This window comes from Gabonia massiliensis, from assembly GCF_001403595.1.
GTDB classification, from domain to species: Bacteria; Bacteroidota; Bacteroidia; order Bacteroidales; family Coprobacteraceae; genus Coprobacter; species Coprobacter secundus.
The window spans coordinates 882,582-899,947 of record NZ_LN877940.1 but is presented as its reverse complement, the minus strand read 5'-3'; the positions used below and the strand labels follow the sequence as shown (position 1 = coordinate 899,947).

The window sequence follows — 17,366 nt, the reverse complement described above, 5'->3', positions numbered from 1 at the left end:
TATACATAAATCATAAATAAAATGAAAAGGAATTACGGTATAGTAGCATTGATTATGCTTTTCTGGTTTGTAATATCATTTATTACAAATATTCTGGGTCCACTCATTCCCGACATCATCAGTAATTTCGACTTGAAGCAACTCTCTCTGGCAGGATACATACCTATGTCATTCTTTTTGGCCTATGCTGTCATGTCTATCCCTGCCGGAATCTTAATCGAAAAATACAGCGAAAAGACTGTGTTGCTCATGGGATTCTCTATGCCATTCATCGGCTCATTGATTTTTGCATTGATGCCCTCTTATCCTATTCTACTTGCTTCGAGTTTTATCATCGGATTAGGGATGGCGATGTTACAAACCGTTATAAATCCGTTGACCCGGGTTGCCGGAGGTGAAGAAAATTTTGCATTCTTCTCTGTAATGGGGCAGCTCGTCTTCGGCTTTGCATCCTTTGTCAGCCCTTTTATATATTCTTATTTAGTAAGGGAATTAACATCAATAAATACTCACACAGGAATTGTTGTGAGATTTTTATCAAACATTACACCTCCAAACTTACCTTGGGTATCTTTATATTGGATATTCACAGTCATTCTAATCTGTATTATACTTATTGTAATTAAGGTACATTTCCCTCGAATGAAATTACAGGAAGAAGAAAAATCCGGCTCTTTCGAATCATATAAAATATTATTACATAATAAATATGTCTACTTATTTTTCTTAGGTATATTAGCATACGTAGCTACCGAACAAGGTATAGCCAACTGGATATCTAAATTTCTGGAGCAATATCATGGATTAAATCCACAAACTGAAGGAGCTGCTGTAGTCGGGACATTTTGGGGACTTATGTCGTTGGGCTGTCTGGCAGGATTAGTCGCTCTCAAACTTTTCGATTCTAAAATAGTGCTTCGCTACGCAGGATTTCTGACTATCATTTTATTGTGCATCAGCCTATTCGGAACAGCAAAAATTTCCATGTTTTGTTTTCCGCTGATAGGGTTTACAATTTCTGTCATGTTTTCGATTATCATGTCCTTAGGACTAAACTCTGTAAACAAACACCACGGTTCGTTTGCAGGTATTCTATGCTCAGGTATTGTCGGAGGCGCCATCGGTCCGGTCGTTGTAGGTTCTTTGGCAGATACGTTCGGGTTGCGGATAGCCCTACTGTCGATGCTTATTACATTGGGATATATCATCAGTATCTCATTTTGGGCCAGACCTCTGGTTAATAATAGAACAATATCTATCAAGGAATTATTATCTCGGAAAAAAGCATAAATTTATTTTTTTAAATATTCTCGACTATGAATAAATATTGTTATTTTTTAATTTTCTTATTTTGTATATTATTTTCAGAATTACATGCTCAGACATTTTCTCATGACGCGAATTCCGATATATCTCTACCTGGAGATGCAAGAGGTATGTGTCTGAAGGAAAATATAATCTATGTTGTAGCAGGAAAAACAATATACAAATACGACCTTCACAAAAAAGAAGGTACTACCCTTATTTCTGGACTCAGTACACCTTTTGATGTCGATGTGAATAACGACGGTAAAATCTACATTGCCGAACGAGGACAAAACAGAGTCTCTATATACAATGCTGACGGCAGTAACACAAATGAGACAATTTCTCTCGAAGAAAAAGTTAATGGAGTAACATTCGGTCCAGATGAAAAACTATATATCGCATCAGCAAGCAAAATAACTATTATAGACGGTAATAATAAAACCGAAATTACTCAAACAGAAGGTGTTGATAATTTTAGAGAACCTCGAAAGGTATATTTTGATCAACAAAAAAATACTTTCATTGTTGATTATAATACGGGTGTTCTCAATATTTTATCATTCGACGGAAATGTCGCAAATGTCGGTTTCAGAATAAAACGAGAAAATAATGTCGATACCTATAACAGACTGGTATACATGACAAGTATATCAAATGGGAATCTAATTATAAACTCATTTACAGATACTTCGATGGGCGTTTATGAATTCTACTCCGATGGGACATTGAAAAATAAATTCGAAGGAGAATTTTCTGCTCCCTATGGTATTGTTACCGATGAAAATGACAATCTATATATTGCCGACGGAAAAAAGATTCAAGTATGGAAAGCAACAGATAATGAGGCTCCTATAATTTCAGAAACAAAAATTTCAAATATAACTCGCTCATCGATAGACTTCTCCTTCAAAAGCAACGAACTATCTACTCTTTTCTGGAAAATACAGAGTGCCGATTCAGAACCTTCAGAAGAAGAACTACTAAACAGCTCCCAACTATCAGTCAATACAACGAACCAAATTATCACCCAAACGCTAAACGCTCCTACTGCACAAAACCTAAAATTGTATTTTATTGCTCGTGATAAATCAGGCAATACATCTGACGTGCAATCAAGTTCCGTATTCTCAACCGAACAAAACTTAACTATCAAATATCTTTTCCCGCTAACGAAAAACTCTCAATCCATAACTTTAGAATTTTCTGCAAATGATGGTGGAACACTATATTATATTTCCAAGGAATATGAAGATAATATATCTACCCCATCTGTTGACGAAATATTGAACGGGACTCATATCGATTACCTGAAAGGAGGAATACCTCAAACTTTTGATATCAATACAAATGGAAACAACAGACATATCATATATGCTATTATCAAAACTTCTTCCGGAGAAAATAGCGATATCATATCTTGCATAGCAACCCCCTTTTCCGATATAGATATCATACGCAATCGTTATATGCAACTACTTACCGGAAATGATAATACGGATTATACCTATAATGCGACACTCAACCGATATAATTCTCTATTGAGTCGATTCAATCAGGCACACACAAATGCCCAGCAATATGATCCGAATGCAGAGGGTCTAACTGATTTTAATCTGGACGAAAATACATCGCCCAACGATATTACTCTTGTCCGGGAGCTATTTAGTAATGCATTATTTCCCTTAGCTTTAGCTTATAATCTAAAAGGACCAGACGATAACCCCAACCCAGATTATCACAATCCATCTACTCTTGCGGAAATTATGAAATTATATGAATACTTAAGTATACGAAATTTCAAATCAGGAAGAGAGTTACACTTTGCAGGAGGAGGTATCTATTTAAGATTAACAGGTTATTATTATGCATCCCTATTAATGCGAGAAGAATTAGAAAGAAGCGGACGGCTTGACGAAGTAACGAGAATGATGGAATGGGCAACCCGATGGGTAGTTCCCAATAGCCTTGAAATCGAAGGAGGAGAAAGTGATTGGTCAGCCGATGCAGAAGGTAATACAAGCCGTGCTGACGGAGTTCGTACTATGTATAATAACCGCCTAATGTATTTACTCACAGCAGCCGATTCTGTATTACAGAGAGAAGAAAAAATGTCTTACCTTATACAAGTGTTGAATAATGCCCTTACTCCCCACGGAGCTTGGGATGGATTTTTGAAACCCGACTACACCGGATACCATCATTTAGGAGTATGGGGTAACGGATATGTCACTGAAGCCATGCACGTTTCCGCTCAAATGGCTTTCGTACTAAATAATACATCGTATAGTATCAATCCTGTATCCGTCGAACACGTTGCCAAAGGCTTACAAGCATTCAGCCAATATAGTGGAAAATACGATATATCACGAGGCCTTTGTGGACGCTTCCCCAATCAGTTGAACAATATATTGAACCAAATCCCTGCTTATGCTTATATATACGAAGTACTACCAGAAGGAAAATTAAAAGACGAAATAGCTGGTATCTTTGCCAACCTATATGACCCATCATATAACTTAGTACAAACCAAAATGATTCGGAATGTAGCTTGTGAAATTAATTTCATAGGAGGTATAGGAACAATCGAAATGTGCAATCGATTAAAAGCATCAACTACACCCACTATCGAGACAGAATTAAATCGAACTTTTCCTTTTGCAGCAACACAAATACATCGTCGTTCTGACTGGTTAGCAACAGTTAAAGGTTACAGCAAATACGTTTGGGATTTTGAAACAAACGGTAGTGAAAACTGGTATGGACGTAATCAAAGTTTCGGACAGTTGTCTATATATAGTGGAAGAGATTCGAATGGAATAGTAACTGCAGAAGCCAGCGGTGTCGGATATGATGGATATGATTGGACTCATATCCCAGGAACTACCGTACCGAACTTATCCCTTGCAGAAGTATTAGCTGATGCTAAAAATTTTCAATGGCCTCGCTTCTCAAATGAAGCATTCGCCAGTGGTGTCACTGACGGAAAAAACGGAGCGTACGGATTTAAATTTTCTGATCGGACTAAAGGACAAAGTAGTTCAACTTGGGTTAAGCCCAAGCTGACAGCACTAAAATCATATTTCTTTTTTGATGACCTGATTGTCGCCTTAGGTTCCGATATTGATAATACAACTTCAAGTTACGACACCCATACTACAATATTCCAAAATTTATTACCTTCCCCTGATACACCAATTCAGATAAACGGAGAAAATATTACCGGTTTATCCTACTCTCAAGACTTAACAACAGAAAGGCCAGCTACGTTAACAGATATAGCCGGAAATGGATATTACATAGCCAACGCTAAAGGCCTACATATCCAAAGAAGTACACAAGAATCTATGGACGATAAAAACAAAAATGCCACCTCTGGAGATTATGCAACTGTCTGGATAAATCATGGTTCCCAAATAAACAATGGAACATATGAATATGCTGTGTGGGTAAGAGGAGGAGAATATATATCCGAATTAGCTTCTGATCCTGATAAATTTTATATTATTGAACGACAAGACAATATTGCACATATTGTTACACATGGTCAAACAAAAGGTTTGACTATCTTTACAGAAAATACAGATATAGAAGACAAATATATTCATCAAACTTCCGAACCTTGCCTTATTTGGATAGACTCAGAAAACGAAGATATTTCCCTTACTGTTGCCAATCCGGATTTAGGTTATTATGAAAAAGGAAACGAATTCGGGCAATTCCCGATTCAAGCTTGGTCGGTCCCTGCATCTAAGCAATATTTAGAAAGTGAAATAGAACCTGTGGAAGTCATAATAAACGGAAAATGGGATATTCTCGATACCAATGAAAAAGTGGAAAATCAAGGATACGACCCAGCAAACAACACTACCACATTGAGATTTAACGGTATCAATGCCGAATCTTTGTCTGTCAAATTAAGCCCACTGAATACCGGAATAGATTTTTTCAGTAAAGAAAACAACATATCAGTCTATCCCAATCCCACAACAGGCAAGCTCTTTATCGACCTGGCCCAACCAATAGAATCAAATATACGAATTACAGATATCAGTGGACGGGAAGTTTTGTCTATACCTGTAAACAATAGAAAAAATATAAGTATAGACTTATCGACACTCAATTCTGGACATTATTTGGTAATTATAGGAAAAACAGTAAAACAAATCATTAAAAAATAATTTGCAATGAAAAATAAAAATATAGTCCTTATTTCACTATGCCTATTCTCCGGACTAACAATTGCGGCACAAAACAAGACATTAATACCTATTACTACAAGAGTCGATATCCAAGGCTCCGTTGCTCCCCAAACTTCTGTTATTGACGGAGAGTGGGTTGCCGTTGGAAGCAAAAAAGAACATGCCATACAATATGATTATACTCGAACATTCAATGGTAAACCATCTTATCGATTCGAATTAAAACAAAATGACAATACTCTATCCGGATATAACGTAGGAGAGACCAAAGGTCGTGCAGAACTATCTTATTGTTATGCAACAAAAGAACATATAAAAAATCTCTCGGCAGAACAATTGGAGTATGCAATCAGAGCTAAAAAAGTGTATCATTATGGGAAAGGTGAATGTCCTCAGGGAAGTACAAAACACTATCAATTCTCTATATACGTTCCCAGTGAACTGGATGCTTCAGTAAACACTATTTTCGCTCAATGGCACGGTATGCCCGACCGTACACTATTAAAAACTCCAGAAGGTGTGATAAAGCAAGTATCAGATAAAGAATTCTCTCAAATTTGGGAAAAGGTAATTTTCAAAAAAGACACCGGTTATGATAAAATTGCGGTAACCAATGCTAATGGTTCTCCCAAACTTGATAAAAACGGAAACCCTGTTTACAAAGCAGGTAAGAAACCAAACGGCTGGATAGTAGAACAAGGGGGATATCCTCCTCTGGCTTTTGGCTTCAATAAAGGATTTTTCTATATTAAAGCCAATTCTGACCGAAAATGGTTAACTGATAAATCGGATAGATGCAACATTGACCCAGAAAAAGGAGAAGTGATGAAACCTCTTACATCAAAATATAAAGCATCTACTTTGGCATTTAAAGAACCTTTTTCAGATTTCCCTAAAAATACATGGGTAACTTTCAATATCACCATAAACTGGACAATATATGGAGGAAAAAATGAGAACATCCTCAAACCCGGAGCATTAGACGTCATTATGTCATATGATAAAAATGGTGAAAAAATAGACCGGCACATCGTAAATAACGAACAGATTCTCATTGGACGTAATGATGAAAACGGATATTATTTCAAATTTGGTATCTATCGAGTAGGAAATAGTACTGTTCCTGTTTGTTACAATTTAGCAGGATATAAAGAATATTAATCTGCAATGTTAAAAATCTATCAAAATTAGAATCTTATCTAAAATATTTCTTTATTTGCTCCGGAAAATTTTGACCGGAGCATTTTTTTATTTATTATCGCGTCATCGCATTTTACCAAAATAAGATTATTAATTAATGGCAAAAAGGTTATCTGACACTTTTTACTTTCAATAAAAAAGAAACTTTTAAAGGCTAAAAACAAGGCATTTCAACAAATGTAAAATTCTTTTCAACAACAGAGAAAGCCTCTTAATAAGAAAGTCTGTAAAATTGCAAAGTGAAAAATCGGTATTAATCCAATATAAGTCAGTTAACAAATTTCTAAATGAAAAACAATATGAATCGTAAAACAATTATTCTTATTTCAACAGCGTTATTTTTTAGTAGCACTCTTTTCGCACAAGGATTTGCAAACTTTAAAGTTGAAGGCGCACTTACTCAAACCCTCCTTAAAAACAATAACAAAACTGCAAGTGTGATCGAAACTATTATAGACGGAACTTTAGACATAAAAAATTTGCCTGTAAAGTATAAGCTATTAAGTAACTGTTCTATATCAGAATCAACTTCTCTGAATAATGATTATACAAAATCTAAACAAATAACAATAAATAAAAAAGATGGTTCTTCTAAAGATTGGAATATTATTGTACACCAACTTGTACCCGGAAAGCTACCTCTAAATATAGCTTTTTCAAAAACTAATCCTTGTAATACAGATTTTACCAATCCCAAATCTTGGGCAGGATATGGAATAGATTACAGCAAACCGACAGTAGTACGAATGGGAAATGATGGTATCGGTTTTTTTGTTGCATATGATAGTCCAGCCCAAGAAGCAACTTTTGAGCTTACAGTTGTCGGAGGAGCGACTTTTAACGGAGAATTTGATGTAGAAACATCTGTAGACGGAAAAAAATGGATAAACTTGAAAACTTATAAACCAGGGGATTTCACTGGGACAGAAAAACTAAATTTATCACTCCCTTCTGATGCTCGTTTTGTCCGTTGGGTATATGCAGCTCGAGAAAAACAGAATATAAATTTAAATAATATATATATAAAATAATACATTAACTTTAAATTATAATAAGATTATGAAGAAGAAATTTTTTACTCTTATTTCAGCTTTAATAATTGGAGGAAGTCTTTCCGCTGAAACAATAGAAACATTCCCATATACAGCAGACTGGAAATATGCAGACGAAAGCAATGTTGGTTCCAATACAGGTAAACCCTCAGATGATCAATCACTCTATGATTTAGGAGGATGGACTTCTATTGCAGGACAAGGAGATAAGCCATTCTATATTGCTTTTTCGAAAGGAGCACCATTAAGCAATACTATGGAATTTGTAGACGGACAACAAACCAGTATAAAAATATCATACTTAGTTTCCCCAGTATTTAATTTTTCAGATAAAACAACATCCCAAATAATATCATTCAAATGCGGAAAAGAAAATACAGCTATTTCTAATTTAGAATTGTTATATACGACAAACTATACCGGGGATGTCAATACTACAGAATGGACTCCGATAAAGACTAATCTTATCCCAGAAGACCAAAGTGGCCTTGGAGACAGTAAACTAACGACAATCTCTGTTACTACAAATATCACATCGCCAACAGTTGTATTAGCTATTCGAGCAGCAAAAGATGACAATTATTCTGGAGATGCTTCTGCTCAAACAAAAATCAGAGTTACAAAATTTCAAATCTCATTGGAAGAAAAAGAATTAATCGAATCCATTCCTTACGAAGCCAAATGGAATTATAAACCCGAACTGATAAATGCAGCAGATTCTACCTTTATCGATCAAAAGAGCTATTCCGAAATAATTAAGGAATCCTCTAATTGGGAATTCAACGGATGGGCATCACACAGAGAAACAAAAAGCCGTGATTTCTCAATTCTTACCAACAAAAACGACAAAGGTCTATATCGGCAAATACCTAATACTGTAGAATGGACAGATAATTGTAAAAATAATCCTGGTACAATAAATTGGTTCATTTCTCCTAAAATAGATTTATCTGCCGGAGGAACTAAATATATCCAATTTTATACTGGCAAAGAAGCAGCCGACCAATTGTATTCAAATATTGAATTGTTCTATTCATTAGATTACAAAGACAATTATCAAACTGCAACATGGATTTCCATTAAGAAAAATATAATACCAGCTGAACAAGCGGGTTTAGATAATACAACAATGGTAAATGTCAACGAACCATTAAACCTTGTCGCTAATAGTGTAACTTTTGCGTTCAAAGCTGCACCTCAAGAAAACGGAACAGTCGGAGCAAAACAGACTAAAATCCGTATTAAAGACTTTAAAATTCTTGACGAGGATACTACTACAAGTATCGAAAACACAAAAGCCAATGATACTTCTGTAAATATTTATCCAAATCCGACCCAAGGTATTTTGAATGTCTCAGCAGACCAAGCAATTACAAACATCATTATTACGAACATCGGAGGTCAAACGATTATGCAAATAGCTCAACCGGCCGGACAAATTTCTATCGCGAACCTACCGACCGGATATTATCAAGCCCTAATCATCTTATCAGATGGTAGCCAAGTTGTTAAACGCATTGTAAAACGATAAAAACACCACATATCTTAACTATACACAATTACTGAATTGCAAAGGCCCTGCCTAACAAAACTAACAGGGCCTTTTTTCTAATTCAAAGAAGAAAATATTCAATAAAAAACGATATAAATAACTCGGAATAATAATTCCAAAACTATAACAAAAGAATTCCCCACAATTGTAAAATACAATCGAAATTACAAAAATGGAATATAACCACCGGATAAAATATATTTATAACGTGCGAAATAATAAAAAACCTAATATTAACATTATGAAAAACAGTAGAAAATTGTTTTTTACTATCATGCTGTCTTTCTTTGCCATATTCCAACTTTCAGCTCAGACATCTGACATAATCGGCAAAGTCGTAGACGACAATAATGAACCTCTTCCTGGTGTAAGTGTCATAATCAAAGGTTCTAAAACAGGCACAGCGACCGATATAGATGGCAATTTTAAAATAAAAGCTACACCATCATCAACGCTTATTGTTTCTTTTATTGGAATGAAAACTCAGGAAATAAAAGTCGGCAATAAAAAAACGATGACTGTGAAACTCGAATCAGCTTCTGTAGAGCTGAATGAAGTAGTTGCTATCGGTTACGGTACAATGAAACGTAAAGATATTACGGGTTCTGTTGCATCTGTCAATGCTGAGGAACTGGCCAAAGCACCTGTATCTAACGTAGCAGAAGCTCTGGCAGGGCGCATCGCCGGAGTAAACGTACAACAAACTGAAGGTGATCCTAATGCCGGAATTTCAATTCGAGTACGCGGGGGTATCTCCATCACTCAAGATAATGAGCCTCTGTACATCATTGATGGTTTTCCCAGCGAATCTGCAGCTTTCATGGCATTAAATGCTGCAGATATCGAATCTATAGATGTTCTTAAAGACGCATCCTCTACAGCTATCTATGGAGCCCGTGGTGCAAATGGTGTTGTTGTTGTTACGACCAAGGGAGGGACTGACGGCAAAGCAAAAATATCATATGACGGTTATTTCGGAGTACGTAACATCGCTAAAAAACTCGAAATGATGAGCACTGAAGAATTTGTATACCTTGATTATGAACGTATTGCTATTAAAGACGGAAACTTTGATAACTTCAACAAATTCTATGGAGATTTTTCGGAAATCGGAACTAACTATGCCAATAAAGGCGTTAATTGGCAAGATGAAGTTTTCCGTACAGGATTTGTACAAAATCATAAAGTAGATGTATCAGGAGGAACTAAAGAACTAAAATACAGTGCTTCTTACAGCCATCTTAGTGATAAAGGCATTATGCTCGAAAGTGGTCTGAAAAAAGACAATATCCGATTGAAACTTGATCATAAAATCAACAAACGGGTACGAATAAATGTAAACCTTAACTACACTAATCAAAAAACAGAAGGTATGGGAACTTCCGAGGGAGAAGGTAACTTTGGTAAAATGAGTAGTATACTAACCTACCAACCTACAATCGGTAAAGACTGGAGCGATGAAGAATTTATCCAATTACCTAATAACCCGTGGAAAGACGATGATGATAATAGTATTCAAAATCCTAAGATTTCGGCCCGTGCAGAACAAATCAGCAAAGAATTAAGAATTTTCAGCGGTAACGGAGGTATCAATGTTGAAATATTAAAAGGTTTCACTTTTAAAAACTCAACCGGGATGTTATACCGTACACAACGTAATAATGCATTCTACACTTCAGAATCAACTACAGCAAAAAGAAGTGGTGCCCCTACAGGAAATATAGCTACCAGCGAAGCCGGACGCTTTCAGACATCTAACACACTGCAATATAATCTAAGATTGAAATCGGGTCATAAAATCGACTTTTTAGCCGGTCAGGAATGGGTAAAAACCTGGACTCGAACTTTAGGTATACCTTTAAGTAACTTCCCTGACGACCAATTGGGACTTAACAACATAAGTGTCGCAACTCCAGGAATTTTAAGCTCATCCTTTAACGATGATGACAAACTATTGTCATTCTTTGGACGTGTATACTACAATTATAAAGATAAATACATGTTAACGACAACTGTCCGCGCAGATGGTTCTTCTAAATTCAGTAAAAATAATAAATGGGGTTATTTCCCTTCTGTTTCTGCGGCATGGCGTTTATCGGAAGAAACGTTTATCAAACAATTAGATATATTCTCAGACTTAAAACTACGTGCGGGATACGGTATGGCAGGAAATAACAGAATTTCCAGCTATCAGTCTCTTGCTTTATGGGATTCGTCACAAACCCCTTCCGGTAATGGAACAACACCGGGATACTATCCAATGGCTATTCCTAATGAAGACTTGAAATGGGAAGCAAATAAAACATTCAATATCGGATTGGATTTGGGATTCTTCAACCAAAGGTTGGTAATTGCTCCCGAGTTTTACATCAATCGTTCAAGTAATCTGTTGCTGAATGCTAAACTTCCTCTATCATCCGGGCATTCATCCATAATTCGCAATATTGGAGCAACGCAAAATAAAGGTGTCGACATATCTGTTACAAGTACCAATATTACAAATAAAAATTTTACATGGACTACAACCCTAAATATCTCTCATAACAAAAATAAAATTCTGGCCTTGTCTGACGGAGATTCGTTCTTAACTTCGTCTAACTGGCAAAAAGATGGTCCAAGTGATTATTTAGTTGCAGTAGGAGAACCTATCGGGCTAATGTACGGATATGTAACAGACGGTTTGTATCAGGTAGACGACTTTATTACCGATGCAAACGGCCAATTTGTTCTTGACGCAAATGGAAAATACCAATTAAAACCCGGTATTCCCCGTGTCGCCAATAAAGACGTAGAACCGGGGTTCTGGAAATATAAAGATAATGGAGGAAAAACCGATAGTGAAGGAAACCCGATTATTGACGAAGAAGATAAGCAAGTAATAGGTAATGCCAATCCCAAATTTTATGGAGGATTAACTAATACCTTTACATTCAAAGGTTTTGATTTAAGTATTTTCTTAAACTTCAGTTATGGTAACGATGTATTCAATGCAACTAAATTTTATACGGGTCTTATCGGACAGTCAAACCGGACTTCAACAGCTATATATGATAGCAGCAATCGTTGGATTACCGTAGGTGCAGATGGACAGACTATAACTGATGCCAATGTACTAAGGACAGTAAATGCCGGAAAAACCGTTGCTCAAGTTGGAAATTTACAAAGTGGTGATAAATCGACAATACACTCATGGGCTGTTGAAGACGGTTCGTTCTTACGCATTAACAATATAACTTTAGGCTATACATTTCCTAAACATTGGACAAGTAAAGCAAAAATAAGTACATTGCGTATATACGCTACTGGAAATAATCTGTTTACATGGACCAAATATACCGGATTTGACCCTGAAGTAAGCACACGAAATTCAACGGGTCTAACTCCCGGTGTAGACTGGAGTGCATATCCAAGAAGCCGCTCTTTTGTATTCGGTGTTAGTTTGAGTTTCTAATCCATAAAATGTAAAACAATGAAAATACAAATAAAATATATATTTATTGCAGGGATAATAGGATTACTATCCCCAGCTTGTTCAGATACTTTGATGGAACATCCATCATCTTATGTCTCTACAGATGATATATTCGAATCAACGGCAAAAGCTCAATTAGCATTGAACGGTGTATACTCTATTCTTGCACAAGAAGAACATCATGGTTGTGATGAAATACCTATGCCCTCCTCCGATGATATGTATTATGCCAATGGTTCAAATAATGACGGAGCTTGGAGGGATATATCTCATTATACCCTTTCACCAAGCAATTCCTGGCTGCAATTAGTTTGGCAATATAAATATGAAGGAATTAACCGGGCCAATCACGTCATTGCAAATGTCCGGAAAATGAAAGAATATCAGAACAATGATCCCGAAGCAAAAAGAATTGAAGGGGAAGCACTCTTTTTAAGAGCGATGTTGGCCTACGATTTAGTTCGTTATTGGGGTGATGTTCCCTTCAAAACAGAATATACAAACTCTTACGAAAATGCTTATTTAGGCAGGTCTAAAGCTGAGGATATCTATACCCAGATTATTACGGACTTAAACACAGCTAAAGGGCAACTTGCCTGGGTAGATGAAGGCATCAGTCCAGAAAGGGCATCACAAGGTGCAGCCAGAGCATTATTGATGCGTGTATATCTACAACGTTCCGGATTTCGTCTCGATTCGGAGACCGGAAAATTTGTACGTCCCGATGAAGCTACCAGACAAGGATATTTTAACGAAGTGATAAATGAGTATACTGCCATTAAAGGGCACCATAGCCTTTATTCTCAGGCTCAGGGCGGATACGAAAGATTCTGGAAGAACTTCAGCGAAAATATTATCGATGGGCAGGAAAGCATTTATGAAATAGCGTTTCATACTCCTGATGGAAAAAAGAATGGAGCCGGACGCTACGGAACGTTTATTGGACCCATTCATAATGACGATTATGCATCAGGAGGACCCGGCAGAGCCCAAGGAAATATGAGAGTTCTTCCTGAGTGGACGACATACTATGATGATGACAGACAGGCTGTAAATATCGTCAATAACAGTGGATATTTTCCCGGGAAATGGCGGCGAGACTGGATTGGCCATGACAGATATACAGGAGACATGAATACAACAAATGTAAACTTTGTATTTTTACGATATGCGGACGTTCTGCTAATGGCTGCTGAAGCGTATAATGAAACCGACCAGCTAACACTGGCCATACCTTTGCTCAATGAAGTGAGAGAACGAGCCAATGCTACACCTCTTGCAGCTGACTTCAGTAACTTTGACGACATATATAAAAAACAAGGGTCCAGAGCTGCCGAAAATATGGATATTTCAACCTTCGAAAATGTAGAAGGAGTAAAAGAATTTGATAATGGAGACAACAAGTCTAAATTCAGAGCTGCCCTTTTCTGGGAAAGAGGATTTGAACTCTGCTTTGAAATGACTCGCAAATATGACTTGATTCGCTGGGGAATTTTATATCCAGCCATACAGAAACATGCTACCAGTAAAAATCAAAAAGGATACAATGCTCTTCGAAATTTTACACTTGGAAAACACGAGTTATTTCCAATACCCCTTGCCGAAATGCAGCAAAATTATGAATTGAATGGAAAAAATAATCCAGGATATTAATGGAAAAAATAAGATAAAATATACGATTATCAATAAGGGTTACCAGAAATAAAATTTATTTCTGGTAACCCTTACTTTTTACATTATTCATCTCTTCGATATATAAAAAGCATTTATCTCAATATACTGAAATCTAACTATTATAACATTCGGGCTAACAATAGCCAACAGATAAGAAGCAAAAAACTTAATATTTTCGCATCAATAACTACAATACATTCCTAATATTGAGATATTACCTGAATAAAATATTAAAACATAAATTATGAGAAGATATATATATTTATCAATCTTAGTGCTAATTTCTGTCTTACTGCTATCCGGGAAAAAAAATACGACCACTATTCAACTCGATCTTCCAACACTGATGCATGAAGTGAGAGAAACTCCTTTTCCTCTGAATGGAGCAACCGTCACTCAAAATCCTCCCGCTCTAATGTGGCCGGACCAATTTCCTCATCTCGGCCCAGTTTTGGATGGCGTAGAAGAAACAGCACATAAGCCTCATGTCATTTACAAAATAAGACTTTCTCAAGACCCCAAATTTAAAAAAGAGGTTATAGAAACAACACGACACTGGGCTTTTTTCAATCCCTTCCGTACACTCAAATCGGGAAAGTGGTACTGGCAATATGCTTATATAAATGGAAATAAGGAGACATGGTCTGATATATTACATTTTACCATCAGCCCACAGTCCAGCACATTTAACCCTCCATCTTTAGAATTTTTACTTCAAAAACTTCCCCAATATCATCCCCGAGTATTGTTGGATAAAAAAGATTGGGAAGACTTTCGTATCCGAAACGCAAAAAATAAAGAGGCCCAATGGTATATAAAACGGGCCCAAAAAGCAATACAGAATCCATTAAAACATATACAAGAAGAAATAGATACAACAAAATTATCTTCTTTAGACAATAGTGTGCAACGTAAATCATATCTCATCAGGGAAAGCCGAAAAATCGTAGACCGGGAAGAAGCCAATATAGAAGCTCTTGTCCGCTCATATCTATTAACTCAGGACAATATCTATTATAAAACTGCAATTAGCCGGATTACCGAAATATTATCATGGAAACATAGTCGCTATTTTGCTGGAGATTTCAATAGTTCTGTACTACTGTCCATCTGTACCTTAGGATATGATTCTTTTTATGATTTGATGACTAAAAACGAAAAAAAAATACTCTTAGAAGGTATACGGGAAAATGGGAATCAATTCTTTGAAGAATTTGTAAATCACCTTGAAAACCGTATCGCTGATAATCATGTATGGCAAATGACGTTACGTATACTCACAATGGCTGCCTTCACCACTTATGGAGATCTTCCGGAGGCTAACATTTGGGTAGATTATTGTTATAATATGTGGGTAGCTCGATTCCCAGGATTAAATGACGATGGAGCTTGGCACAATGGAGATTCCTATTTCCATGTAAATATACGAACACTCATCGAAGTTCCTGCATTCTATTCTCGAATTACAGGTTTTGATTTCTTCTCTGATCCTTGGTATAACGGTTCTGCATTATATACTATTTATCATCAATTGCCCGGTTCTATGTCTGCAGGACACGGTAACTCTCATGAAAATATGAAAAAACCTAATGGCTCTCGAGTCGGATATGCTGACGCTTTAGCCCGTGAATGCAACAATAGCTATGCTGCCGACTATGTAAAAAAAATACTGGAACGAGAACCCGATATTTTAAAAAAATCCTTTTTAGGAAAATCCGGAGACCTGACTTGGTATCGTTTGACAACTCATAAACAATTACCTCAAAATAGTCCTGGATTAGCAGAACTCCCACATACTAAAGTCTTCCCCCAAACTGGATTAGTAACTATGCACACCCATCCTGATAGAACAGAAGAAAATGCAATGCTTTCCTTTCGCTCAAGTCCTTATGGTTCTACATCACATGCATTAGCCAATCAAAATGCATTTAATACATTTTACGGAGGCCAACCAATCTTTTATAGCAGCGGACACAGAACGGGCTTTACAGATGACCATTGCATGTATTCCTACCGTAATACGCGAGCTCATAACACCATACTGGCCGATGGGATGGGACAAAAAATAGGAACAGAGGGGTATGGATGGATTCCCCGATTCTATGAAGGAAATAATATATCATATTTCATTGGAGATGCTTCAAATGCATATGGAGAAGTAACCTCTCCCCTATGGTTGGAGAGAGCTCGATTATCAGGAACAAAATTTTCTCCAGAAAACGGATGGGACAAAAATAAAGTAAAGACATACAAACGACACGTCGCCAAACTTGGAGACAGTGGATTATTCGTCATTTATGATGAATTAGAAGGCACAGAACCCATTACATGGACTTTTCTACTTCACACTGTAACCAATCCCATGGATATAAAAAAGAATGTTAGCTATACCTTGGTAAAAGGAGAGAATAAAACCGGAACATCAGATGCTTATATACTAAGTTCTCATCCCATTGATATTAAACAATCCGATGAATTTTTTTCTCCAGCAATAAACTGGCTAAATAAAACCGATGCTAACGGAAAACGTATAGAATACAAGAATCATTGGCATTTTTCAGCAACGACACCTAAAACGAAAAAAGCCAGATTTCTGACAATCATCGATACTCATAAAAAAGGAGAAAAACGTCCAACATTAAATTGTACAAACAATAGTATTTCTATAGATAACTGGAATATAAAATGTAACCTTACAGAAAATGACGAAGCATATTTGATTATATCTTCTGATACTTGTAAATCAGGGATTCTGTATAATGCTCCTAAAATGATTATAGAAAAACATAAAATAAAGCATAAAGTCGATGGATCGACCCTTATCATAGACCAAATAAAAAATAAACAAATCAAAAAAGTACTTGTCGATCAGCTTCCTGAGCTGGAAATATAATTTCCTCAATCAAAAA

General features: G+C 36.3%; 8 protein-coding genes. All 8 read left to right on the top strand.

Annotated elements, in window-relative coordinates:
- Positions 1-21: 21 nt before the first annotated feature.
- Positions 22-1,290 (top strand): MFS transporter, encoded by a 1,269-nt coding sequence (locus BN2628_RS13520; protein WP_044224334.1) that lies wholly within the window; start codon positions 22-24, stop codon positions 1,288-1,290.
- Positions 1,291-1,316: 26 nt separating this feature from the next.
- Entirely contained in the window at positions 1,317-5,486 is a 4,170-nt protein-coding gene (locus tag BN2628_RS13515) for a polysaccharide lyase family 8 super-sandwich domain-containing protein (RefSeq protein ID WP_055097699.1), read from the top strand.
- Between the two features lie 6 nt (positions 5,487-5,492).
- Positions 5,493-6,668 (top strand): heparin lyase I family protein, encoded by a 1,176-nt coding sequence (locus BN2628_RS13510; protein ID WP_055097697.1) that lies wholly within the window; start codon positions 5,493-5,495, stop codon positions 6,666-6,668.
- Between the two features lie 338 nt (positions 6,669-7,006).
- Positions 7,007-7,738: a hypothetical protein gene (locus BN2628_RS13505; protein ID WP_021931849.1), complete on the top strand. Its 732-nt coding sequence runs from the start codon at positions 7,007-7,009 to the stop codon at positions 7,736-7,738.
- Positions 7,739-7,766: 28 nt separating this feature from the next.
- Positions 7,767-9,290 carry a T9SS type A sorting domain-containing protein gene (locus BN2628_RS13500; protein WP_021931850.1) on the top strand — a complete coding sequence of 508 codons (1,524 nt, stop codon included), beginning with the start codon at positions 7,767-7,769 and terminating at the stop codon, positions 9,288-9,290.
- Between the two features lie 262 nt (positions 9,291-9,552).
- Positions 9,553-12,762: a SusC/RagA family TonB-linked outer membrane protein gene (locus tag BN2628_RS13495; RefSeq protein ID WP_055100405.1), complete on the top strand. Its 3,210-nt coding sequence runs from the start codon at positions 9,553-9,555 to the stop codon at positions 12,760-12,762.
- Positions 12,763-12,780: 18 nt separating this feature from the next.
- The gene (locus BN2628_RS13490) at positions 12,781-14,436 is read left to right on the top strand and encodes a RagB/SusD family nutrient uptake outer membrane protein (protein ID WP_021931852.1); all 1,656 of its coding nucleotides are present in this window, start codon (positions 12,781-12,783) and stop codon (positions 14,434-14,436) included.
- 265 nt (positions 14,437-14,701) lie between these two features.
- A complete protein-coding gene (locus BN2628_RS13485; RefSeq protein WP_055097692.1) occupies positions 14,702-17,350 on the top strand; it encodes a DUF4962 domain-containing protein in 2,649 nt (882 codons plus the stop codon).
- Positions 17,351-17,366: the final 16 nt, after the last annotated feature.